17 protein-coding genes and 1 pseudogene are annotated in these 22,791 nt (G+C 72.9%); 7 read left to right on the top strand and 11 right to left on the bottom strand.

Features of this window, described 5'->3' with window-relative positions; translation table 11 throughout:
- The first annotated feature begins 338 nt into the window (after window positions 1-338).
- Window positions 339-1,325 (top strand): aldo/keto reductase, encoded by a 987-nt coding sequence (locus OHT74_RS36070; RefSeq protein ID WP_328622569.1) that lies wholly within the window; start codon window positions 339-341, stop codon window positions 1,323-1,325.
- Here the strand turns inward: OHT74_RS36070 and OHT74_RS36065 are convergent.
- The 5 genes and pseudogenes from OHT74_RS36065 to OHT74_RS36045 all read right to left on the bottom strand — a co-directional run bounded on the left by OHT74_RS36065 (window position 1,289) and on the right by OHT74_RS36045 (window position 7,817).
- Window positions 1,289-1,624 carry a hypothetical protein gene (locus OHT74_RS36065; RefSeq protein WP_328622568.1) on the bottom strand — a complete coding sequence of 112 codons (336 nt, stop codon included), beginning with the start codon at window positions 1,622-1,624 and terminating at the stop codon, window positions 1,289-1,291. The two genes, OHT74_RS36070 and OHT74_RS36065, sit on opposite strands and share 37 nt — an antisense overlap.
- Window positions 1,612-2,206: pseudogene (locus OHT74_RS36060) on the bottom strand (sigma factor). The gene OHT74_RS36065 and the pseudogene OHT74_RS36060 overlap by 13 nt, the downstream one beginning before the upstream one ends.
- A 145-nt stretch (window positions 2,207-2,351) precedes the next feature.
- Window positions 2,352-3,356, bottom strand: a complete 1,005-nt coding sequence (locus OHT74_RS36055) for an alpha/beta hydrolase (protein WP_328622567.1) — start codon at window positions 3,354-3,356, stop codon at window positions 2,352-2,354.
- A gap of 173 nt (window positions 3,357-3,529) precedes the next feature.
- A complete protein-coding gene (locus tag OHT74_RS36050; RefSeq protein ID WP_328622566.1) occupies window positions 3,530-5,116 on the bottom strand; it encodes a serine/threonine-protein kinase in 1,587 nt (528 codons plus the stop codon).
- Window positions 5,117-5,258: 142 nt separating this feature from the next.
- On the bottom strand, window positions 5,259-7,817 hold the full coding sequence (locus OHT74_RS36045) for a discoidin domain-containing protein (protein WP_328622565.1): 2,559 nt from the start codon (window positions 7,815-7,817) through the stop codon (window positions 5,259-5,261).
- Window positions 7,818-8,179: 362 nt separating this feature from the next.
- On the opposite strand from OHT74_RS36045, the gene OHT74_RS36040 reads away from it, so the two are divergent.
- The 4 genes from OHT74_RS36040 (at window position 8,180) to OHT74_RS36025 (ending at window position 11,378) form a co-directional block, all read left to right on the top strand.
- The gene (locus OHT74_RS36040) at window positions 8,180-9,022 is read left to right on the top strand and encodes a hypothetical protein (protein WP_266670654.1); all 843 of its coding nucleotides are present in this window, start codon (window positions 8,180-8,182) and stop codon (window positions 9,020-9,022) included.
- 26 nt (window positions 9,023-9,048) lie between these two features.
- Window positions 9,049-9,783, top strand: a complete 735-nt coding sequence (locus OHT74_RS36035; RefSeq protein ID WP_266670652.1) for a class F sortase — start codon at window positions 9,049-9,051, stop codon at window positions 9,781-9,783.
- Window positions 9,784-9,920: 137 nt separating this feature from the next.
- Window positions 9,921-10,505 carry an RNA 2',3'-cyclic phosphodiesterase gene (gene thpR / locus OHT74_RS36030; RefSeq protein WP_328622564.1) on the top strand — a complete coding sequence of 195 codons (585 nt, stop codon included), beginning with the start codon at window positions 9,921-9,923 and terminating at the stop codon, window positions 10,503-10,505.
- 90 nt (window positions 10,506-10,595) lie between these two features.
- On the top strand, window positions 10,596-11,378 hold the full coding sequence (locus OHT74_RS36025) for a crotonase/enoyl-CoA hydratase family protein (protein WP_266670648.1): 783 nt from the start codon (window positions 10,596-10,598) through the stop codon (window positions 11,376-11,378).
- Between the two features lie 51 nt (window positions 11,379-11,429).
- Here OHT74_RS36025 and OHT74_RS36020 read toward each other — a convergent pair whose 3' ends face one another.
- The 6 genes from OHT74_RS36020 to OHT74_RS35995 are packed head-to-tail and all read right to left on the bottom strand — an operon-like array spanning window position 11,430 to window position 19,420.
- Window positions 11,430-11,855, bottom strand: a complete 426-nt coding sequence (locus OHT74_RS36020; protein WP_328622563.1) for a VOC family protein — start codon at window positions 11,853-11,855, stop codon at window positions 11,430-11,432.
- 51 nt (window positions 11,856-11,906) lie between these two features.
- Window positions 11,907-12,920 (bottom strand): RNA ligase family protein, encoded by a 1,014-nt coding sequence (locus tag OHT74_RS36015; protein WP_328622562.1) that lies wholly within the window; start codon window positions 12,918-12,920, stop codon window positions 11,907-11,909.
- Between the two features lie 41 nt (window positions 12,921-12,961).
- A complete protein-coding gene (locus OHT74_RS36010; RefSeq protein WP_328622561.1) occupies window positions 12,962-15,694 on the bottom strand; it encodes a WD40 repeat domain-containing protein in 2,733 nt (910 codons plus the stop codon).
- Window positions 15,695-15,750: 56 nt separating this feature from the next.
- Window positions 15,751-18,111, bottom strand: a complete 2,361-nt coding sequence (locus OHT74_RS36005) for an ABC transporter permease (protein ID WP_328622560.1) — start codon at window positions 18,109-18,111, stop codon at window positions 15,751-15,753.
- Between the two features lie 2 nt (window positions 18,112-18,113).
- A complete protein-coding gene (locus tag OHT74_RS36000) occupies window positions 18,114-18,917 on the bottom strand; it encodes an ABC transporter ATP-binding protein (RefSeq protein ID WP_328622559.1) in 804 nt (267 codons plus the stop codon).
- A complete protein-coding gene (locus tag OHT74_RS35995) occupies window positions 18,914-19,420 on the bottom strand; it encodes a PadR family transcriptional regulator (protein WP_328622558.1) in 507 nt (168 codons plus the stop codon). Before OHT74_RS35995 ends, OHT74_RS36000 begins: the two co-directional genes overlap by 4 nt.
- Window positions 19,421-19,588: 168 nt before the next feature.
- Here OHT74_RS35995 and OHT74_RS35990 point away from each other — a divergent pair, with 168 nt between their 5' ends.
- Together OHT74_RS35990 and OHT74_RS35985 are read left to right on the top strand one after the other, a co-directional pair.
- Window positions 19,589-20,863 carry an ABC transporter substrate-binding protein gene (locus tag OHT74_RS35990; RefSeq protein ID WP_328622557.1) on the top strand — a complete coding sequence of 425 codons (1,275 nt, stop codon included), beginning with the start codon at window positions 19,589-19,591 and terminating at the stop codon, window positions 20,861-20,863.
- A gap of 240 nt (window positions 20,864-21,103) precedes the next feature.
- The gene (locus tag OHT74_RS35985) at window positions 21,104-22,786 is read left to right on the top strand and encodes a glycoside hydrolase family 13 protein (protein WP_328622556.1); all 1,683 of its coding nucleotides are present in this window, start codon (window positions 21,104-21,106) and stop codon (window positions 22,784-22,786) included.
- Window positions 22,787-22,791: the final 5 nt, after the last annotated feature.

Here is a 22,791-nt window from a genome sequence, read left to right as displayed (position 1 = left end):
GACCTGAAGGGAACGATACGGCAGGCACCGGGCGCGGGGACCGCGTCGCCCGCCGGACGCGCATCGCCTCCCGGGAACCTCCTCCATCCGAGAACATGCAGGTCAGATGGGGTGGCGGGGATCGGGCAGACGGCGGATCCAGGGCCGTCCGGCGCTCCGTGGGCCCTTCATCGCTCAGGGCCTGCACGTCGTTTCGATGGGCAACCAAGCGCTGCCTGATACGCCCCGGATACAAAGCCCGCCCCCGCAGCGCGGCGCCCGGGGCCGTCGGTTGACATGGAGCGCACTCCAACACCTAGCGTCCTGGGCAGATGATTCCGGCATCAGGAGGCAACACCATGAGCGACGTCCCCACCCGGCACCTGGGCAACCTCGCGGTCTCGGCGCAAGGCCTGGGGTGCATGGGCATGAGCCACGGCTACGGCGCCTCGGACGACACGCAGTCGATCGCGACGCTGCACCATGCCCTCGACCTCGGGGTGACCTTCCTGGACACCGCCGACTTCTACGGCGCCGGGCACAACGAGGAGCTGATCGGACGGGCCGTCGCCGGACGCCGCGACGAGGTGGTGCTGGCCACGAAGTTCGGCTTCGCCAACCGCCTCGGCGAGCCGACCCTGGTCCGCGGTGACTCCGCGTACGTACGGCAGGCGTGCGAGGCGTCGCTGCGCCGGCTCGGGGTCGACCACATCGACCTCTACTACCAGCACCGGGTCGATCCGCAGGTGCCGATCGAAGAGACCGTCGGCGCCATGGCCGAGCTGGTGCAGGCCGGCAAGGTCCGTCACCTCGGTCTGTCCGAGGCCGGCGCGGGCACCATCCGCCGGGCGCACACGGTGCACCCGATCGCCGCGCTGCAGAGCGAGTGGTCGCTGTGGACCCGCGACCTGGAGGCGGAGATCGCCCTGGTCTGCCGCGAGCTCGGCATCGGCCTGGTCCCGTTCTCCCCGCTCGGGCGCGGTTTTCTGACCGGCCGGTACAGCTCGGTCGAGGGGCTGGCCGAGAACGACGTCCGGCGCACTCAGCCGCGGTTCGCCGACGGCAACCTCGAACGGAACCTGGCCATCGTCGCGAAGCTGAACGAGCTGGCGGCGGCGAAGGGAGTCACCGCCGGCCAGCTCGCCCTGGCGTGGGTGCAGCACCGGGGGGACGACGTGGTGCCGATCCCCGGCACTCGGCGGCAGCGGTACCTGGAGGAGAACCTCGCGGCCCTGGCCGTCGAGCTGTCACCCGAGGACCTCGCGGCCATCGAGGCCGCAGCCCCGCCCTCGGAGATCGCGGGCACCCGCTACGACGCGACCAGCCTCACCTTCGTCAACAGCTGAGCCCGCCGCGGCGGCGGGTCTTCATGCCCGGCTCCGGCCGCGGCGTCGGGCCGGCTCGCTGTCGGCGGTGTCGAGGATGTTGCGGAACGTGCGGGTGATGACCGGCCGCGCGAGGCGTCGGGTGAGGAAGGCACCGAGCAGCGGATCGCGCCGACACCGTAGGGCGCGCCCTCGCCGTGCCGGGTCAGGCGGCAGTGCAGGATCAGCGGCGACTTCGTGTAGTGGGTGGTCGTGGTGAGCCAGCCGAACACCTCCTCGATCGGAGCGGCGATGACGCGTTCAACGGTCATGGTTTCCATGGCTGGTTGCCTCCTCTGTCGAGTGGGAGCACCGTCTCGGCCCGGTGCAGCTTGTCGGGGTTGCGCACGCCGTAGAGGCCGGCGATCCGTCCGCCGTCGATCTCGAATGCGACCAGCCAGTCGAGTTCGCCGTCGGTGACGAACCGTGCCGCGGCCATGCCGTTGTACGTGGCGTGCTCGACCCTCGTCGCCGCGGTGGTGGTACGGAGCACGCCGAGGACGAACCGGGCGACGTCGGCGCGGCCGGTGATCGGACGGCGGGCGGCGACGACCTTCCCGCCACCGTCCGGGACCTGCACGACGTCGGGCGCCAACAGGTCCATCAGCGCCTGGACTTCACCGGTCGTCGCCGCGAGCAGGAAGCGTTGGACGATCTGTCGGGTGTCGTCGGAGGTTGAGCGCCTGGCGGGTCACCGTACGGACCAGGTAGGCACGCGGATGCCCGACCGCGGCCCGGTCGACCGAGCTCCACCGCAGGTAGCTCTCCTGCAGCACGTCCTCGGCGTCGGTGGCGCTGCCCAGCATCTCGTAGGCGATGGTGAACAGCAGCGGACGGTGCTCGGTGAAGGCTTCCTCAGCCATGACCCGCCCCCACCACGTACGTGCGCCGGCACCTCGGCATCACACCCTGCTCGTCTCGTCGGACGCCCATCGAGACACTCCGCGCCGAGGAACCGTGACACCCCTCCGCTGTGATTCAGGCCACAGTCCGGGTTCGGTGTGGGGGTCAGGCGAGCCGGCGGCCGAGGAAGTCCAGCATCCGCTCCGCAGCGACGGTCCAGTACGGCCAGCCGTGGCCGCCCGGTTCCAGGACCACCTCGGCGTCCACGCCGCGGGCCGCGAATACGCTGCGCAGATCTTCGGTCCCCGGGAGGTAGTTGGTGTCCTCGGTCCCACAGCCGAGGTGGTAGCGGGTGCGCCGGAGCCGGTCGGGGGCGGTGCGCCGGACGATGTCGGCCAGGTTGTACTCCCGGGCGCGGTCCGTCAGCCGGGCGGATCCGGCCAGGTCGCGGCCGAAGGCATGGCCGAAGAAGCGGTTCCACTCCCCCATCGGCATCGCGCGGTAGCCCTCGTCGGTGAAGTGTGCCGTGCTCAGCCCGGCAGCGGCGCCGAACCGGCCCGGGTACCGCAGGGCGTACATCAGCGCGCCGTAGCCGCCCATGGAGAGCCCGGCGACGGCCCTCCTCTCCGCCCGGCCGCCCAGTCCGTGGGTCTGTTCGACGGAAGGGACGAACTCCTCGATGAACATGTCCTCGTAGCGCAGGGCGCCGGCGCCGGATCCGGCGTCGTTGATGTAGAACGTCTCGTCCTGGCCTCCCCCCGGCATGCCGGGGTCCCGCCGGGCGTCGGGCATGACGAGGGCGCACGCCGGGATCCGGCGGGCCGCGACGGCCCGTTCCAGGATCGGCACGATGCCGCCCTTGACGACCCAGTCGGTGTGCTTCCCGCTCGCTCCGTGCAGCAGGAAGAGGGCCGGGATCCCGCCGTCGGGCCCGCCGCCCCGGGGCGCGGAGCTCACCCCGGCGGGCAGGTAGAGGCTGTACGGGACGTCCCGGCCGAGCAGCCGGCTGCGTACGGCCAGGTCGGTGCGCAGCGAGGCGGGCGGGGTGGGGGACGGCTCCGGTCCCGGCGCCCCGGGGGCGGCCCGCAGCAGGAAGGCCGCGGATGCGGCCGCGAACGTTCCGCCGGCCCCGGCCGCGAGCAGGGAACGGCGCGCAGGAAGTTTCACCATGGTTCCCTCACGCGGCCGGGCGTTCACAGGACCAGGCACATGACACGGACCTCACACATGACACGCCCGGCATCCGCATCGGGGCAAGCAGCCGCGCCGGAGAACCCGCCCAGGTCATCACCCGGTGGGCTGCCGGCTCCGGCCGAGTGGAGGCACGTACGACGCCCGCGGGGTCAGTGGTTGCGGGTCAGGGCGGCGGGGGCTCCGGCCGACTGCGCGCCTTCCGACTGGAGCGTCAGCCGGTCCGGTGCCTCCAGGGTCAGTACGTAGAGATTGCCGCGGGGGCAGTCGAAGGTGGCCGCGCGGTCGGTCGGGTGGGTGGTCGCTGCCGCCAGGACCGCGGTGTTTCCCTTGATCTGCCGCAGCTCGAGGGCCTCGGTGCACCCCAGGTTGCGCCCGCCGGCAACCTCCTTGACGTCGCTGACCTGCCGGCCCACGATCTCGCCCGCAGCTCCGGCCTGCAGCGTGACCGTGACGGCGAACTCACCCGTCCGCGCCAGGGTTACGCCGTCCGCGTCCGGCGTGCCGGGCCCGACGCCGGACCACGTGCCGACCCATGACGCCGGCAACACCGCTGCGGCGGACGGCGGTACGGACGGGGTCAGCGAGGCGGTGGGGGGTGCGGCCTTGCCACCGCCGCCGTCGTCCCCGGGAAGGGTGATCGCGAGCGTGACGACCACCGCGAGCACGGCGGCACCGGCGGCCGCGCCGATCACCAGGGGCCTCCGGGAGGAGAGCGGAGTACCGGGAGCCGTGGCCGGCGGCACCCGTGCGACGCCAGGGGGAAGGTCCGGCGGCTGCGGCGGCGGAACCGGTGAAGTGCCGGGCCCCGCAGGGGTGTGGGCAGGTGGCTGCGGTGCGGTCAGGAGTCGCGTGAGTTCGGCCTCCCGGTGGCCGACGTCGGCGGCGAGGGCCGGTGGCACGGCCGTGCTCCAGTCCTCCTCCGCTGCGGCGCCGAGCCGCGCCCGTACGTCCTCGGCGGTCGGGCGCCGGTCGGGGTCCTTGGCCAGGCACTCCCCCACCAGTGGGAGGAGCGCTTCGGGTACGCCGTCGAGCTGGGGCTCGTCGTGGACGATCCGGTACAGGAGGCCCGGCAGTTGCAGCTCCTCCCCGCGCGCCAGGAAGGGGCTGCGGCCCGTCGCCGCGTACACGAGGACCGCGGCGAGGGAGAACACGTCGGCCGGCGCCCCGGCCACGGCGCCGGTCGCCTGCTCCGGCGCGAGGAAGCCGGGCGTGCCGATGACCGCGCCCGTCCGGGTGTGGCGCGGGTCGCGTACGGCGCGGGCGATGCCGAAGTCGATCAGGAAGGGCCGCTCCGGGCCGAGCAGTACGTTCGCCGGCTTGATGTCCCGGTGGACGACCCCCGCCGCTCGCACGGCGACGAGCGCGGAGGACAGCTCCCGGGCCAGGCACCACACGGCCGGCTCCGCCAGCGGCCCGTGCCCGTGCACCCAGTCGCCCAGCGACGGTGCGGCGATGTACTCCGTCGCCAGCCACTGGGGCAACACGCCGGGCGGGCTGAAGTCCACCACCGAGACCGTCCACGCGCTGCGCACCCGGTCGTTGGTGCGGATCTCCCGGGCGAACCGTTCGGCGAAGTCCGGCTCCCGGCTCAGCTCCCGGTGCACGGTCTTCAGGGCCAGCGGCCGGCCGGACGGCGTCCGGGCCAGGAACACCTCGCCCATTCCACCCTCGCCGAGTCGCGCCAGCAGGCGGTACCCGCCGATCTCCGGCAGGTCACCGGGCCGCAAAGACTCCACCGACTCCCCCGTCCCCATGGCCGTTCGCCGACCCGCGGTGAACGGACCGTCCGGTGGGCCAATTTATCGGACGATCTCACGGAACCGGAGGGTCACCGGAGGCGGTGTCCGGCCGGCCCGACGGCCGGACACCGCCCGTGGGTCAGGAGATGGTGACGAACTTCGCGATGCTGGGTACCCCCTGGGCGTCGAGGGCGAAGAGCATGTAGTTCCCCGGCAGGACCACACCGGTGTCAGCGGGGATGGACACGGTGTACGCGCCGGTTCCCGTGGCCGTGGATGCGAGGGGGACCCGCCGCTGGTCGTTGTCGGTGGAGTGGGTCGCGGCCGCGGCCCGCATCAGGACGAAGGACGCCACCGGGGCCTGGGTACTCACCGTGAGCGATGTGCCCGGGGCCGTCCTGGAGGGCACGCCTGCGGTGATGACGGGACGCGGCTTCGGCGATCCGTCCGCGCCCAGCAGGTACGGCGGTGTGAAGACGGCCCCGTCGGCGTGGTTGGTCGCGCAGTCCCCGCACAGGCCCCCGCCGCCGGAGAAGATCCGCCCGTCCGGCAACAGGTTGGCCGCGCTGTGGTAGTTGCGCGGGATGGCCATGGTGGCGAGCGGGGTGAAGAGGCCGGTCGACGGGTCCCAGAGCTCCGGGGCCAGCACCGAGGTCGCGTCGCTGAAGGGCACCGGATACGCCTGTCCGCCGAAGACGGCCACCTTGCCGTCGGGCAGGACGACGCTGTTGCTGAAGGCGCGGGCGTGCTCCATGTCGCCCGTACGGGCGGCCTGCACCTCCTGGCCTCCCGAGATGCTCACGGTGTAGGCGCGCCGCGTGGCCGGGGTCTTCTCGTAGGCGGGCGAGCCGCCCAGGGTGAGCAGTTTGCCGATGTCGTACGCGACGGCGTTGCCGGTCATGGCGTCCTGGCTGTCGGCCCGGGTGCCGGCGCCGGTGATGTTGCCCCGGCCGCTGGTGGAGATCCAGTTCATCTGCCGGCTCGGGCCGAGCTGCAGCACTTTGCCGCCGGAAGTGGCGTACAGCCACATGTGGTTGTCGGCCCGGTACGGTCCGGCCGGGTCGGCGGTCAGCGCCGGGACGGCCGAGACCCCGGGGAGCCCCCGCCACGTACGGGTGTCCGGCGACCAGGCCTCACCGGCCTTGTCGCCTGCGGCTCCGCTCCAGGATCCGCCGAGGACGAAGGCCTCGCCGGTGGAGAGCAGCGTCATGGCCTGGTAGCCGCGGGCGATGTTCATGCTGGTGGTGGCGGACCAGGCGTCGGTGGCCGGGTCGTAGATGCTCGCCTTCTCCGCGTTGCTGCCGCCGGTGACCAGCACCCGGCCGTCGGCCAGCATGGCGATGCCGGGACAGAACATGTCGTGGCCGGTGTTGTCGATGCGGCGCTGCGTGACCTTGCCGGTCTTCAGGTCCAGGATCGCGGTCTGGGTGTAGCCGTTGCTGCCACCGAAGCGGTCGACGGCGTACGCGGACCAGGCCAGCAGCTTGTCGCCGGGCAGGGCGGCGGTGGCCACGGGTACCAGGGGGAAGCCGGTGATCCGGTCCCAGGCGCCGTGGGCGCCCGGGCTGGCCGGTCCGCTCAGGCGTATTTCACCGGCCGAGGTCCACGGGCCGCGGCCGCCGGCCTCGGTGGTCACGGTCAGACGTATGTAGCGGGCGGTCTCGGTGCGGGTGAAGGTGGCGGTCTTGACGGTGTCGTCGTCGCGCCAGGTGCCCGCGGCGACCGGTGCGGCGAAGGCCGTGCCGTCGGCGCTGGTGGTGACGGTGTACGCGCCTGCCCGGCCGTTGGGTCCGTCCGGGCGGGGGTGGTAGACGAGGGCGGAGACGGCCGTCGTGCGGTGCATGTCGATGGTGATGGTGTGCGGCAAGGGGGCGGGGGTGCCGGCCCACTTGCTGTGCCAGATGGTGCTGTCGTTGCCGTCGAGCACGTTGGCCGCGCGGCCGTTCTCGCCGCCCGCCTCCTCGTCGCTCGCCGTGGCCGTCCAGCCGGTCCGGGACAGGTCGACGGTGGCTGCGGGGGTGCCGGGGTCGCCCAGCAGATTGATCTCGGCAGCCGAGGTCCAGGGGCCGCGGCCGCCGGCCTCGGTGAGCGCCGTCAGCCGTACGAACCGGGCTCCTTGCGGGGCGAACCCGAGCGTCTTGGCGCTGCCGTCGTCGGCCAGCGTGCCCGAGGCGACCGGGCTCGCCCAGGCCTGTCCGTCCGTACTGACACTGATGCTGTACTCGCCGACGCGCCCGTTGGCCCCGTCGGCGCGGGGGCGGTAGAGGAGGGCGGAGACGACGGCCGTGCGGTGCATGTCGATGGTGATGCTGTGCGGCAAGGGGGCGGGGGTGCCGGCCCACTTGCTGTGCCAGATGGTGCTGTCATTGCCGTCGAGCACGTTGGCCGCGCGGCCGTTCTCGCCGCCCGCCTCCTCGTCGCTCGCCGTGGCCGTCCAGCCGGTCCGGTCGAGGACGGGTGCCGTGGGTCCCATGGCGTCCGCCGGCGCGATGCCGTGGTGCGGTGAGTGCTTCGCCGTCTGCTGGTCGAACGGAACGGGTGCGGGCCGGGGTATCGGGGCACGGCCGGCCGCTGCCGGGCCATCGACCCCGAGCCACGGCATCAGACCGACCAGCAGCGAGCCGAGGCCGAGGGCGATGAGCAGGTGGGAACGGCGTAACGCGCGGAAAGAGGCGAGGAAGCGTCGCCTGTTCTGCAATCTGACCTCCTGGGGCGAACCGGTGAACCTCATGGAACATAGGTCCACACAGCCACAACCCGCCTGAAATGGCAGAGAGTTGGCGCGAAACCGCATCGCCGGACGGCAAGTACCCGACGGTTCCCCGCGGTGGTGCGGCATCCGCACGAGGTGGACACGGAACAGGTCGTCCTGCGGACCGGGCTTCTCGTTGTTTTCGCTGGTCAGGGCGCCGCCGGCCGACCACCGAAAAGTTTCTCGAAGAAGTACCAATCCAACGGCGTGGACGCTCCGAAGTAGTGGCGAGACCCTCTCCGGGAGCTCACGTCAAACCCGTACGATCTGCGATTCCCCACGACGGGAACCGCGGAACAGGAGCGAATGTGATAGCCAAGCGCACTGGTCGCCTCGTGGTGCTCGCCACCGTGCCCGCCGCCGCCGCCGTGTTCCTGACCGTAGGGCTTTCCGGCCCGGCTCTCGCGGAAAGCGGGAAGGCGTACCAGATCGATCTGGCACAGCTCAACAACTCCGGTTCCCGGGGTACGGCCATGCTCAGCCTCAAGGGCACTCAGCTGACCGTGCAGATCGAGTCCGAGGGCATGGTGCCCGGGTCGCCGTCGGCCCAGCACTTGCACGGCTCGACCAACGGGCACGACTTCCAGTGCCCGGACGCCACTGACGACACCAACGGCGACGGGATCCTCAGCAACACCGAGGCCACCGTCGACTACGGCGACATCAACATCTCGCTCACCACGACCGGGGACACACAGGCAGCCAGCGGGCTCGCCGTGGAGCGCATGCCCATCGCCAACAAGCAGGGCAAGGTCTCGTACAAGCGGACGATCACCGTCTCGCAGGCCGTGGTCGACCACATCAAGGACCTGCACATCGTGCAGCACGGCATCGACCGCAACAAGAACGGCAAGTACGACTTCGAGGGGGCCGGCAAGAGCGAGCTCGACCCGAAGCTGCCCCAGGAGGCCACGGCTCCGACCAACTGCGGCATGGTGATGGGCGCGTCCGTTGGTGCCCTTCCCGTCGGCGGCGTCGAGACCGGTGGCGGCGCTCCGCAGAGTGCGGCGGCGCCGGCGACGGTGATCAGCGGGGCGGCGCTCGCCGTATCCGCGGCGCTGGCGGGTGCTGCGACCGGCGCGTTGTTCGTCGCGCGGAGGCGGGCCGCCTCGGCCCGCGTCCGTACGCAGACCACGGCGGCCGCCGCGTGAAGGCCGGCCGGACCTCCGTATCAACCGTGCTTCGCGCACCCGCCGCATCCACCGCGCGGCCGGGCCGCCGCCGGGCCGCCGCCTCCTTGGCCGCCGCCGCCCTCGCCACGCTGCTTCTCGCGGGGTGCGGGGGGCAGGATCCGGCGGCGCCCGCCGGATCTCAGGGTCAGGCTCCGCAGGGCGGGGCGCCGGCGAGCGGCAGCGCCGGAGGCGCTCCCACCGGGCAGCCGTCCGCCGGCGGCCACCACGCGTCGCCGGAGGGCGGGGCGCAGAACGGTTCGGGTGCGGGCCAGGCCAAGCCCGCCCTCGCCCGGTCGGAGCCGCAGAGCATCTCGATCCCGTCCCTCGGCGTCTCCAGTTCCTTGGAGACACTGCGGCAGAACACGGACGGAACGATGCAGACCCCCAAGGACCCCGGTCTCGCGGGCTGGTACGAGCCGGGGCCGACACCCGGCTCCCAGGGGCCCGCCGTGATCGCCGGCCATGTCACCTGGAACGGCGCGGCGGCAGTGTTCGAGAAGCTGAAGACGATGAAGGCCGGTGACACGATCAAGGTGACCCGGCGGGACAACAAGACGGCCACGTTCACGGTGGAGCGGGTCGCCGAGTACCCGAAGGCCGAGTTCCCGACGCTCGAGGTCTACAAGAACCTCGACCACGCAGGCCTTCGCCTGGTCACCTGTGGCGGCGAGTTCGACCCGAAGAAGCACTACTACAACAGCAATGTGGTCGTGTTCGCCAGCATGACGGGCACCGCGTAGCCGCTGACGCGGTGCGGGAGACCCCGACTTCCCCCGGGGTCTCCCGCTGTCAGCGCTGTGCGGATCAGCGGGAGTTGTTACCGTCCCGGCTCGGCGGAAGATGACGGGATCATCCGGGGTGCGGTACGAAGTCCCTCGTGAACGAAGAGATCCAGCCCGCAACCGTCCGTGTGTTCATCGCCCTCGCCCCGCCCGACGACGCCAAGGCGGAACTGGCCCGGGAACTGCGGCCCGCCTACCACGCCTACCCGGGCATGCGGTGGAACCGCATCGAGGACTGGCACATCACGCTGGCCTTCCTCGGTGAACTCCCGGTCGCCGCGGTCCCGCTGCTGCAGCCGCCGCTCGCCGCCCTCGCCGCAGCGCACCGACCCCTGGAGCTGGCCCTGCGCGGCAGCGGGCATTTCGACCACCGGGTGCTGTGGAGCGGGATCGACGGGGAGCTCGACGGACTGCACGGGCTCACCGCGCAGGTGCGTACGGTCGTCAAGGAATGCGGTATCGCCTTCGAAGACCGGCTGCTGCGGCCGCACCTGACGCTGGCCCGCTCCCGCCGCAGCGACGCCTCCAGCACGGTGGAAGTCGCTGCCACACTCGCCGAGTTCACCGGCCGCCCATGGCAGGCCGAACGCCTCCACCTGGTCGGCAGCAACATAGGCCGCGGCCCCGGCCCGATCCACTACCGCGACATCCGGGCCTGGGAATTCACCGGTCGCGGCTGAAACCGTTCAGCACAACCCTGCATCGCACATCACACCGCCCGCGGAGCCACCCTCCCGCACAATGGAGGCCGGCGAGCGGGAGGATGCGGCATGGCGGACGAGCAGGCCTCGGTGCGGGTGGAGCGGGACGGCCCGGTGTTCACGGTGATCCTGAGCAGGCCGGGGGTCCGCAACGCCGTGGACGGTCCGACGGCGGCACAGCTCGCCGATGCCTTCCGCCGGTTCGATGCCGACGAGGACGCGGCCGTCGCCGTGCTGTGGGGCGAGGGCGGGACCTTCTGCGCGGGCGCCGACCTCAAGGCCATCGGCACCGAGCGCGGCAATCAGGTGCTCGCGTCGGGGGACGGGCCCATGGGGCCGACCCGGATGCGGCTCGGCAAGCCGGTGATCGCGGCGGTCGCGGGGCACGCGGTGGCCGGGGGCCTGGAGCTGGCCCTCTGGTGCGATCTGCGGGTGGCGGAGGAGGACGCGGTCTTCGGCGTGTTCTGCCGGCGCTGGGGCGTACCCCTCATCGACGGCGGAACGGTACGGCTGCCCCGCCTGATCGGCGAGAGCCGCGCCATGGACCTGATCCTGACGGGTCGTCCGGTCACCGCCGCCGAGGCGCACGGGATCGGGCTCGCCAACCGTGTGGTGCCCACGGGGCAGTCCCGGCAGGCCGCGGAGGCGCTGGCCCGCGAGATCGCCGCGTTTCCCCAACTGTGCCTGCGCCACGACCGGCTGTCCGTCCTGGAACAGCACGGGCTGGGCGAGGCGGAGGCGCTGGCGGGAGAGTACCGGCACGGTCTGGTGCCGCTGGCCGCGGGCGAGACCCAGGCGGGAGCGGGCCGGTTCGCCTCGGGTGCGGGGCGGCACGGCGCGTTCGGGGAGTGAGCGGATCGTGCCGGACCCGGCGGCGGGCCGCGCCCGCCGGGGCGAGCGGACTCAGACGACCGGCTCGCCCACACCCAGCAGGTTTCCCTCGCTGTCACGGAACCAGGCGGCTCGCTCTCCCCGCGCGCCCTTGCTCGGGTAGTTCCCCTCGATCTCGGCGATCCCGTCCTTCGTCCGGAACCCCGGCACATCGACCTCTTCGAAGACCACTCCGCGCTGCTCGAGTTCCGACACGGCGGTCTCGATGTCGTCGACCTCCAACGCCATCTGGGTGAAGGTGCCGGGTGAGGCGCCCATCGACCTGAACAGGACGAACTCCGTGCCTGCGCACCGGTACAGCAGCCCGCCGGGCCGTTCGTCGACGGGCTCCAGACCGAGCTGCTCGGCGTAGAAACGCCGCGCCCGGTCCAGGTCCTGGGCCGGAAGCCTGGTCGACACGCGTGCCCGGGCAAGAATGTTCCTGTCGTCAGCGCTCATGGCTCCACTGTGCCGTGAGCCGTGGCCGAACGGACGTGCCACAGGCGCGTGTCACCGGGCGAATCCGGTACGGCGGTCGGCCGCGTCGAAGCGGGTCAGGGACAGGGCTCCGGCGTGCAGGGCGCCCTCCAGCGCGCGCCGTGCGGCCCGGTCCAGCCCGCCCAGCGCCTCCTCCGTCTCGTCCGCGGCGTCCCGGGCGATCTCGGCAGCCACCTCCCGTTCCGGGGTACGGGGCCCCAGCTTGCTCACCGCCGACGCGGCCCGGGCCGGTGTGAGGAGTCCGGTGGCGTGGGCCAGCAGCCAGCCGGGTACGCCGGCCGCGCCCTCGGCGGGCGCCCGGTAGGGGCGGGACCCGGCGAAGCGCTCGTCCTCGGCGAAGGCGGGCTGCTTGAGCTTGGCCATCGGCGGGGCGACCGTCCATGACTCCCCGGCGGGTTTGAGGACGATGCCCTCGGCGAGGTTGTCCGGCAGGGCGGGCAGACCCAGGAGCGCGGGCAGCCTGGTCGGGAAGACCACCGGCAGCTGCCCGACCCGGGCGAGGGTGCCCCGCGCCAGCAGGGGCGCGCAGTGCAGACCGGCCGCATCCGCCGCGGCGCGCAGCACCTGGTCGGAGACCCAGCACAGGCCGTCGTCGGTGGCGACGGTCGCGTCGAACGGCAGCCACAGCAGCTCCGGTGCGTACCAGACGCCGGTCTGCACGGGCTCGGCTCCCGGCACCGGGGGTGTGTCGGGGTGCGGATAGCGGCCGCCCGCGAGTTCACCGTAGACGGTCACGGCGGCCGAGGCCGCAGCGCCGTACCGCTCCCGCAGCAGCGCGGCGCACCGGCTCGCGGCGACGGCCAGGGCCGGCCAGATCCGGCCGACGCCGAAGAAGTCGTCCAGGCCGCCGTCCGCGAGGAGTTCGCGGCGTTTGGCCGGCCGCGGGCCGCTCCCGTCGCAGACGACGGCGAAGTTGGCGCCATGGATCTTCTCCTGGGCGACCCACTCCCGCCCGCCGGTCTCGCCCAGCCGGCGGCCGGCGGGGATCTTCGGATACGGGGACCAGGGGCGGGTTTCGGCGTGCACCGGGCGATGCTAACTGCCGGGCCGGGCGCGGGCCGGGGGATTTACCTCCCGGAGCCCCCGGGCGGGGTGCCCGGGTGAGCCGTCCGCCGGCTGAGCACCGCGGCCTCCGGCCCGAACGCGACCACCAGCGCTCCGCCCGGCGCGACGACGAGCGCTCCGACCGGCAGCGGGAGCACGTACTCGGTCCCCACCTCGCAGCCGGTCGTGAGATCCCAGAGCTCGACCGTCCGCTCCTGGCCGACGGCCACCACGGCCCGCCCCGCGATACCGGTGACGGCCATGGCCCGGCCCGAGCCCGTGTGGCGTGCCGGGGCGCTGCCGGTCTGCCGCCCGGCGGCCAGGTCCCACAGGCGCACGGTGTCGTCCCGGCTTCTGGTGACCGCGACGGGCCGCCCGTCCACCACCGCGGTCGCCACCGAGGTCACCCAGTCGGTGTGTCCGGCCAGGGGTTCGCCGACCTGCTGTCCGGTGGCGAGGTCCCACACGCGGACCGTCCGGTCCCAGCTCCCCGTGACCGCGACGGGCCGTCCCGCCAGCTCGGTGGTGGCCACGGCCAGGATCCTGCTGGAGTGACCGACGAGGGGTTCGCCGACCTGGCGCCCGGTGGCGAGGTCCCAGATGCCCACGGTCCGGTCGGAGCCTGCGGTGACGGCGACGGGCCGGCCGTCCAGCACTGCGGTGGCCAGGGCCAGCACCCTGCCCTGGTGACTCGGGAAGGGCTCATGGAGGTACCGGCCGCCCAGCAGTTCCCGGACATGCACCCTCGCGTCCGGCGCCGCGGTGACGACGACGACCCGGCCGTCCACCACTGCGGTGGCCAGGGCGGACACCTCGCCCTCGAAGCCGGTGAGGGCCCGGGCGGCCTGCCGCCCGGTGGCCAGGTCCCAGGCCCGCACGGCCTGGTCGGCGCCCGCCGTCACGGCGACGGGCCGCCCTTCGAGATCGGCGGTGGCGACCGCCAGGACCGAACCGGTGTTCCCCGAAAGGGGTTGGCCGCCCTGCAGGGTGCGGGTGAGGTCCCAGGTCTTCACCGTGTGGTCCGCGCCTGCGGTGACGGCTACGGGTCGTCCGTCCACGACCGCGGTGGCCACGTCCCAGACCTGGCCCGTGTGGCCGCCGAGCGGTGCTCCCTCCTGTTGCCGGGTCGTCATGTCCCACACCCGTACCGTCCGGTCGAGGCCGGCGGTGACGGCGGTGACGGCGAGAGTGCGCTGATCGGCGTTCGCGGCGGTGACGGCCCAGACGCGATCCGTGTGGCCGGTGAGCGGTCGGCCCACGGGCAGCCCGGTGGCCGCGTCCCGTACCTGTACCAGCCCGTCGTTCTCGGCGGTGAGGGTGACCGGCTGCCCGTCGAGCACCATGCTCTCCGCGGCGCCGGTCGAGCCGGCTGCGCCGGTGCTGCTGCCCAGGTGCGACCGGCTGTCGCGATGGCCGGTGATCAGCTCCCAGACGCGTGCTTCCCGGCCGGCCCCGACGGCGGGGGCGAGGTGCTGTCCGCCCGGCACGAGTGTCTCCACGACCCGTACGCCGTCCGCCCCTTGACGACAGGTGGCCAGGTCCCAGATGCGCAGGGTCCCGTCGGCACCGGCCACGAGCGCGACGCGCCGGCCTCCGATCACGGCGGTCTCCACCCCGCGCGCGGCTGCGCCGATCCTGTGACCGGTCGTCACGTCCTCGAGAAGCGTCTCTTCTCCTGTGTCGACCGTGACGGCGACGACTCGCCCGTTCAGCACCGTCACCGCGGATACGTACGGTATGGCCTCGGCGTCCGGACCCTGCAGGTCTGCAGGGGCGGTCCCGGGGTCGTCGACGGGGTCGCCGGTGGTCAGGTCCCACAGCCGCGGCGCCTGGTCCGCCCCCTCGGTGAGTGCGAGGGAGCGCCCGGCGAGCGATGCGGCGCTCACCACTTCCAGGGACTCCCCCACCTGCAGGCCGGTGGCCACGTCCCACGCACGGATCGCCCCGTCCGCTGCGGAAGTGAGCACCACTCGGCGCCCGTCCAGCACCGCCACGTCCGTCACGTGCGCGAATGCGCCGACCCGGCGGCCCGTTGCCATGTCCCACAGGCACGCGGTCCGGTCCACCCCGATCGTGAGAACGGCGCTGCGACCGTCCACCGTCGTGCTCTCCAGGACTCGGACGAACTCCCCGGTCTGACGGCCGGTCGCCAGGTCGAACAGGAGCACCGACGTGTCGGTGTTCAGCGTGACGGCCACGGGTTGCCGGCCCGCCACCGCCGTGGTCACGGATATGACCTCTGCCGTCGTGGACGAGACCGGGTCGGTGCGGCCGGTCACCGGCTCGTGGAGCGGGCGGCCCGTGGCCAGGTCCCACATGCGCACGGTCTTGTCCCGGCCGCCCGTGACGGCGACGGGCCGGCCGTCGACCACCGCCGTCGCCACGGCCAGCACCGGGCCGCTGTGGCCGGTCAGGGAACGCAGCAGCCGATGGTCCACCGGAGAGCCGCCGGCCCAGTCCACCGCCCACTCCGCAGGAGGTTCCCCGGTCACCTCGGCAGCGGCCAGCCACGCGGCCACGTCGCGGTCACCCAGCCGGGCCGCGTCCAGAGCCAGTACCTGCCGGCGGCGGGCGGCGTCGAAGTGCCGGTGCACGTCTGCCGAAGCCCGGTACACCGCAGCCACGAACCGGGCGCGCGGACCACGCGCCCGGCCCAACAGCGCCAGGATCCCATCGGGTTCGGCGGAGACGAGACGCCCCGCATCCGCGAACAACTCATCCACGTCGCAGGGCAAGCCCTCGGAAGACTCGATCATGGCCCGAAGACTAGTAGCGGGCTCTGACACCGACCCCGGGCACCGTGACCCGAGGCTCAGAGCGTCTCGCTCAGGGAGTCCGCCAGTCTGCGCCGGGCCGTCCGTGTCGCCGGTACCAGCGCCGCCGCCACCGCGCCCAGGACAGCCCCGGCGACCACCGTCAACAGCACAGAAAATGGCGGCAGTTGGGCGATGCCCGCGCCGATCCCGCTCGACGCGCCCTGGGTGTCCACCAGCCAGCTGCCGGACAGCGCCCCCACCGTCGTCCCCACCACGGCGGATGCCAGCGCGGTCAGTCCGGCGGCGGTCACGATCATCGCGCCGATCTGCCGGGGCGTCAGCCCGATCGCCTTGAGCGCGAGCAGGTCCCGCCCCCGGTCACGTACGCCCGTGCTGATCAGTGTCAGCAGTTCGATCAGCCCGATCAGCGCGAGCACCGCGATCAGGGCGGCGATCACTCCACGCGCCGGTTCCAGCCGGTCCACCGGATTGGGCGTCTCCCTGACCTCCAGCGTTCCGCCCGCCGCCACGGCGAGCGCGGCGCTCACCGACCGCGGGTCCGCGCCCTTGCGCAGCACCAGGGCGTGGAAGTCGGGCCGCAGCCCCGGATCGCGCTCCCGCAGGGCGTCGATGGTCGTGGTGATCACCCGGCCCCCGGATTCGGGTTCGATGGTGCGGCCGACGAGGTGCAGGATCTGCGGCCGTCCCTCGACGGTCATCCGCACCCACGCGCCGACCCGCACCCCGAGGAGGTCGAGCAGCCCCTGCCCGGCCACTGCCTCGTCCGGACCGCGGACCGCGCGTCCTTCCACCACCTTGGACGGGTACGGGTCCCGGGCCGTGCCCAGCCCGCGGAGCGTGATGGTGCCGGTCTGCCCCGGTACGAGCGCCGCCATCTCGGCGCCCGGATGGACCGCGGCGATGTCGGGGAGCGCCGCGAGGGTCTTCTCCAGTTCCACGTCGGACGACCCTGCGGGCTGTTCGGCCCGTACGGTCAGCGCCGCGGGCAGTCCCATCTGCGCGGGCCGGCTGCGGAACTGGTCCAGCGTCGACCAGGCGACGAGCGCGACCGTGATGAGGACCAGCGGCAGGGCGAGCCGGGCCACCGGTACCAGCGTCCGGCCGCGGCGCGGGAACGCCGCCCGCCACCCCAGGACCAGGGCGGGAGGCACCCGTATCCCCAGGGCCCGGCGGCCGAGCGCGGTCATCGGCGCGGCGGACGGCAGCGCCGCGCGGGCCACCGGTACCGGTGGCACCCGTCCGGCCCGCCAGGCCGACAGCCCGGTGGCGGCCGCGATCAGCAGCACCGCCCCGCAGGGGACGCCGATCATGAGCGCGGTGTGGCCGGGCAGGTCCTGCCAGACCGCTGCCGCCTCCCCGATCCGCCCGGGTATCCGGGCGCCGAGCAGGGCGATCGCCGCCGTGCCGAGGGCCACGCCGAGCAGCGCGAAGGCCAGGTGCTGTACGAGGAAGCCGCGGGTCACCTGGCCGGGGGTGAAGCCGACGGCCTTGAGGACGGCGATGTCCCTGAGCTGGCCGCGCACCCGGGCGCCGATCGCACCGGCTGCGGCGAGGGCCGCCGCGAGCAGCGCACCGAGGCCGAAGACGGCGAACATCTGGCCGAGGAGCCGGTCGTCGCCACCCGCCTCGGCCCGTGCTTGCTGCCACTTGGTGACCTGGGCCACCCGGTCGGCGCCGAGGACGGTCACGGCTCGCTGGACGATGAAGTCGGTGTCGTCCGGATCCTCCAGGCGCAGGCCCACGCTCTGCCCGGTGTCTCCGTGGGCGATCCCGTCGAGGGTGCCGGGGAGCACCCAGCCGATGCCGGGCCCGCCGCCCGGGTGGTAGCGGGGCTCGGCCACCTCGGCGATCCCGCTCACCTGCAGTACGTGCGGGGCGCCGTCCGGCCCGGTGACCCGTACGGTGTCGCCCGGCTCGGCCCAGAGCGCCCGCGCGACCGAGGTCTCCAGCACGACGGCGCCGCTGCCGGTGTCGGCGGCGACCCCGGTGCCGCTGTCGCCGCGTACGCCGTCGTCCGGCCGGGGGAACCAGCTGCCGTCGGTGACGAGCGGCCGGCCCGTCTCCGGGGGCGCCGCCGGGACCGCGCGCAGCGTCACGCCGACCCGCGCGCCGCGCGACTCGACCGTCGTCGCCGCGGTGCGGTAGGGCCCGGCGAGGGCTGCGACCCCGTCCACGCCGGACAGCGCGTCCATGTCCGCCCCGGCGCGGGTCTGCAGCCAGATGTGCGCGCCGTGGGACTGGTTGAAGATCCGCTGCCAGGGGTTCGCGGCGTAGCTGAACAGTGCGCCGGCGAGCAGGAGCGAGGCGATGATCCCGGCGCTGGCCAGCACGACGAAGAGGGCCTCGCCGCGGTGTGCCCGGAAGTCGGCGTGCGCCCAGCGCAGAGTGGCCCGCACGGTCACCGCTTCGGTTCCGGATCCAGGTCCAGTACGCCGGACACGCCGCGGGCGGGCCCGCGGCGCCCGCCGCCGTCGAGCTGCGCGTCGTCGGCTATGCGCCCGTCGAAGAAGCTGATGACGCGGTCGGCGGCACTGGCCATCCGGGCGTCGTGGGTGACCATCATGATCGTCTGGCCGCGCTGGTGGAACCGGGAGAGCAGTCGCAGCACCTCGCGGGTGCCCTTGCTGTCGAGGCTGCCGGCCGGTTCGTCGGCGAGCAGCAGCGTGGGGTGGTTGACCAGGGCGCGGGCGAGCGCGACCCGCTGCTGTTCGCCGCCGGACAGTTCGCCGGGCATCGAGCGCTCACGGCCTTCGAGGCCGAGTTCGGCGAGCAGTTCGGCGCGGGATGCGCGGGCGGCCTTCGGGGAGGCGCCGGCGAGCAGGGCGGGCAGTTCGACGTTGTCTGCGACGGTGAGGTTGGAGACGAGGTTGAAGAACTGGAAGACGACGCCGATGCTGCGGCGCCTGAGGACCGCCCAGCGTGCCTCGCGGTACTCGTCGACCCGCTCTCCGCCGAGCCACAGCTTCCCGCTGTCCGGCCGCTGGAGGCCGCCGATCAGATGCAGCAGCGTGGACTTGCCGGCTCCCGACGGCCCGGTGACGGCGACGAACTCGCCCGGCTGGACGGACAGGTCCACCCCGCGCACGGCATGCACCGCCGCGCCCTCGCCGTGGTGCGTCTTGGTCAGGCCCTCGGCGCGCACGATGGGCCGGGCGGACACGGCAGGAGTGGTGGTGGCGTCGGTGGTCGCGTCGCCGCTCATTCCAGCTCCTCCTGACAGCGTTCCAGCCAGTCGAGGTCGGCCTGCAGGTGCAGCATGGCGCCCTCGATCAGCAGTTGGGAGATCTTGTTGTCGCGGTCCTCGGCCGCCGCCAGCTTGGACAGGTCCCGCATGGTGTTGAGGTACTGCCGCCGCTGCTTGTTGATCAGCGCTATCGGATCGGCCAGACCCGACTGCGGTGCGAGTGCGAGCTTCATGAAGAACTCGTCCCGTACCCGGGGCTCCTCGGCGGTTTCCTCGAACCAGGCCAGCACGGCCTCGCGCCCGGCGTCGGTCAGCCGGTACGTGCGCTTGTTGGGCCGGCCCGACTGCTCGACGTCCTCGCCCTCGATGAGGCCGTTCTTCTCCAGCCTGCCGAGGGTGACGTAGATCTGGCCGACGTTGGGCTGAGGGTACGCGGCACCCAGGAGCTTCTCAAGGTCCTGCTTCAGCTCGTAACCGTGCGCAGGGCTACGGGTGAGGAGCGCAAGGAGCGCCAGCCGCACTCGCTCCCCCTCCTTCCCGCTCCGTAGTCAACGGTTCACTCGGCAGCGGACCGGGGGCAGCCGCCGTACGCCTCGTCTGCCTGGACGTCTAGTATCGCCCATGCCTAACGGGTATATATAGGCCACGATGGTCGGCAGCGCAGCCGGATCGTGCACTGGGAGGAATCTATGCGGTGGATGCGTGCCGCGGGTAGAGCTCTCCTGGTGGGAGCGGTGGTGCTGGCGGGGTACGCCGGCTTCGGCGTACACGCCGACGCGAGCCTGGCCGCGGAGGGCCGCGGTCCCCTGACGCTCGTGACGGCGGGCGATCTGACCGACTACCTCTCCCCGCTCCTCGACGACTGGAACGACGGCCATCCCGGCGAGCGCGTCACGCTCGTCGAGCTGCCCGATTCGGCGGACGAGACCCGGGCCCAGATGATCAGCGAATTGCGGTCGGGCCGTGACCGGTTCGACGTACTGAACATCGACGTCGCCTGGACGTCCGAGTTCGCGGCGGCCGGATGGATCTCCCCGCTCGAGCGCGACCGCTTCCCCCTGGACACCTTCCTGCGTCCGGTCGTCGACACCGCGACCTTCGACGGCCGGCTGTACGCCGTGCCGTACGTCACGAACGCGGGTCTCCTCTACTACCGCAAGGACGTCCTGGAGCAGGAAGGCGAGCAACCGCCGCGCACCTGGGCCGAGCTGGTCCGCCAGGCGCGCACGATCGCCCCGAAGTACGGACTGGACGGCTACGCAGGCCAGTTCCTGCCGTACGAGGGGCTCACCGTCAACGTCACCGAGGCCGTGCAGTCGGCGGGCGGTTCGATCCTGCGCGACGACGGCGCGCGCGTGACGGTGGACTCCGATGCGGCGCGCGCCGGACTGCGGTTCCTCGCGGACGGGGTGCGGGACGGCTGGATCTCGCGCGAGGCGCTCGGCTACAAGGAGGAGGAGTCGCGGCAGGCGTTCCAGGACGGCCAGCTGCTCTTCCTGCGGAACTGGCCGTACGTGTACGCGGACGCCGGCGCGGCCGGATCGAAGGTCGCGGGCAGGTTCGGTGCCGTGCCGCTGCCCGGACCCGACGGCCCCGGCACCAGCGTGCTGGGCGGCTCCAACCTCGCCGTGAGCAGCCATGCGCGACATCCGGCGTCGGCGGCCGATCTGATCTCCTACCTCACCAGCGAACGGGTCCAGCGGCAGGTGCTCACCGAGGGCTCGCTGCCACCGGTGCGCGCCGCGCTGTACGAGGACCCCGAGCTGATCCGCGCGTATCCGTACCTGCCCACGCTCCGCCAGAGCGTGCTGTCGGCGGCGCCACGCCCGAAGAGTCCGCGCTACGACCAGGTGAGCCTCGCGGTGCAGGCCGTGGCACAGGACGTGATGGCGCAGCGCCAGACGCCCGAGCAGGCGACGGCGCGGCTTGCGCGTGAGCTCGGGCCCCTGTCCCGCAAGGGCTGATCGCACCACTCCACTTCCTCCGCTCCGCCGACACTCCCCGACACTCCCCGAGGGCCTCTACTTACATGTTAAGTAGAGGCCCTTCGTCGTGCATGTGGGCACTTCGGTACAAACCATCCCAGCTTTTCGCTGTTTCTGGACACATCGTTGACACCTTCCCGTCGCTGCTACTTAACATGCATGCATAACAGCGCACCGATCCGGGGCGCTCTCGCATTCAGCAGAACAGGTCGACGCGAGATGCTCAGCACCCTTCCGGCCGACACCGGCCACCCCTCCCGCACCACCACCCCGGCTGCCCCCTGGTGGCGCGACGCGGTGATCTACCAGGTCTACGTCCGCAGCTTCCTCGACAGCACCGGGGACGGCATCGGCGACCTGGCCGGCGTCCGGGCCGGGCTCCCCTACCTGCGCAAGCTCGGTGTCGACGGCATCTGGCTCAGCCCCTTCTACCCGTCGCCGCAGCACGACCACGGCTACGACGTCGCCGACTACTGCGGCGTCGACCCCGTCTACGGCGACCTCGCCGAGTTCGACCGGTTGGTCGCCGATGCCCGCCGGCTCGGGCTCAAGCTGCTGCTCGACATCGTCCCCAACCACTGCTCGAGCGAGCACCCGTGGTTCCGCGCCGCGCTCGCCGCGCAGCCGGGCAGTGCGGCGCGCTCCCGTTTCCACTTCGCGCCCGGCCGCGGCCCGGAGGGGGCCGAGCCGCCCAACAACTGGCGCGCCATGTTCGGCGGTCCCGCCTGGAGCCGGATCACCGAGCCCGACGGCACGCCCGGCGAGTGGTACCTGCACCTGTTCACGCCCGAGCAGCCGGACCTGAACTGGCGGGACCCGGCCGTGGGCGACGACTTCGAGCGGGTGCTGCGCTTCTGGCTGGACCGCGGAGTCGACGGCTTCCGCATCGACGTCGCCGCCGGACTGTTCAAGCACCCCGAGCTGCCCGATTCGGACGACCCCGGAGCCGACGAGCGCGCCCGCGACGCCGTCAACCAGCTGGCCTGGAACCAGCCCGCGGTGCACGACGTGTGGCGCCGCTGGCGCTCGGTGTGCGAGGAGTACACCGCCCGGGACGGCGACGAGCGGCTGCTGGTCGGTGAGGTGTCCGTGCCCACCGCACGCGAACACGCCGCGTACGTCCGCCCCGACGAGCTGCACCAGGCGTTCTTCTTCGACCTGCTCAGCGCCCCCTGGGACGCCGACGCCTTCCGCTCGACCATCACCGAGGCGATACGCGACATCGCCGGCACCGGCTCGACCGTCACCTGGGTGCTCAACAACCACGATCAGGTCCGTACGGTCACCCGGTACGCGGGCGAGCCCGGGGTGGGGGGCAGCGGACTGGGAGCCGCCCGGGCCCGCGCCGCCGCCCTGCTGATGCTCGCACTGCCCGGCGCCGCGTACGTCTACCAGGGCGAGGAGCTCGGCCTTCCCGAGGTGCTCGACCTGCCGGACGAGGTGCTCACCGACCCGATCTTCCACCGCACCGGCAACCGCAAGCACGTCCGGGACGGCTGCCGCGTGCCGCTGCCCTGGTCGGGACACGCCTCCCCGTTCGGCTTCAGCCAGGGCGTGGCCGACGCCAGACCGTGGCTGCCGCAGCCCGAGTGGTTCGCCGAGCACGCCACCGACCGCGCCCTGGCCGACACCCGTTCCTTCTGGCACCTCTACCGCGAGGGCCTCCAGCTGCGGCGCAGCCTGCCCCAGCTCGGCGAGGGCGCCCTGCGCTGGCTGGACGCACCCCCGCAGGTGCTGGCGATCGCCCGCGGCGACGGCCTGATCTGCGCGGTCAACTTCGGCACGGAGCCGGTGCCCGCGCCGGTCGCCGGGACCCCACTGCTCGCCAGCGGACCCTGTCCCGACGGTGTGCTCCCCGCGGCGACCGCCGCCTGGTGGACGGCCGAGTGCCCGACCCCCTGACACCC

It is taken from the genome of Streptomyces sp. NBC_00354 (genome assembly GCF_036106915.1).
Lineage (GTDB): Bacteria > Actinomycetota > Actinomycetes > Streptomycetales > Streptomycetaceae > Streptomyces.
This window is presented reverse-complemented; position numbering and strand designations above follow the sequence as displayed.

Coding starts and splice junctions, on each gene's coding strand:
- OHT74_RS36070 (WP_328622569.1), top strand. CDS start 339: ATGAGCGACGTCCCCACCCGGCACCTGGGCAACCTCGCGGTCTCGGCG.
- OHT74_RS36065 (WP_328622568.1), bottom strand. CDS start 1,624: ATGGAAACCATGACCGTTGAACGCGTCATCGCCGCTCCGATCGAGGAG.
- OHT74_RS36055 (WP_328622567.1), bottom strand. CDS start 3,356: ATGGTGAAACTTCCTGCGCGCCGTTCCCTGCTCGCGGCCGGGGCCGGC.
- OHT74_RS36025 (WP_266670648.1), top strand. CDS start 10,596: ATGGCGGACGAGCAGGCCTCGGTGCGGGTGGAGCGGGACGGCCCGGTG.
- OHT74_RS36020 (WP_328622563.1), bottom strand. CDS start 11,855: ATGAGCGCTGACGACAGGAACATTCTTGCCCGGGCACGCGTGTCGACC.
- OHT74_RS36010 (WP_328622561.1), bottom strand. CDS start 15,694: ATGATCGAGTCTTCCGAGGGCTTGCCCTGCGACGTGGATGAGTTGTTC.
- OHT74_RS36000 (WP_328622559.1), bottom strand. CDS start 18,917: ATGAGCGGCGACGCGACCACCGACGCCACCACCACTCCTGCCGTGTCC.
- OHT74_RS35990 (WP_328622557.1), top strand. CDS start 19,589: ATGCGGTGGATGCGTGCCGCGGGTAGAGCTCTCCTGGTGGGAGCGGTG.
- OHT74_RS35985 (WP_328622556.1), top strand. CDS start 21,104: ATGCTCAGCACCCTTCCGGCCGACACCGGCCACCCCTCCCGCACCACC.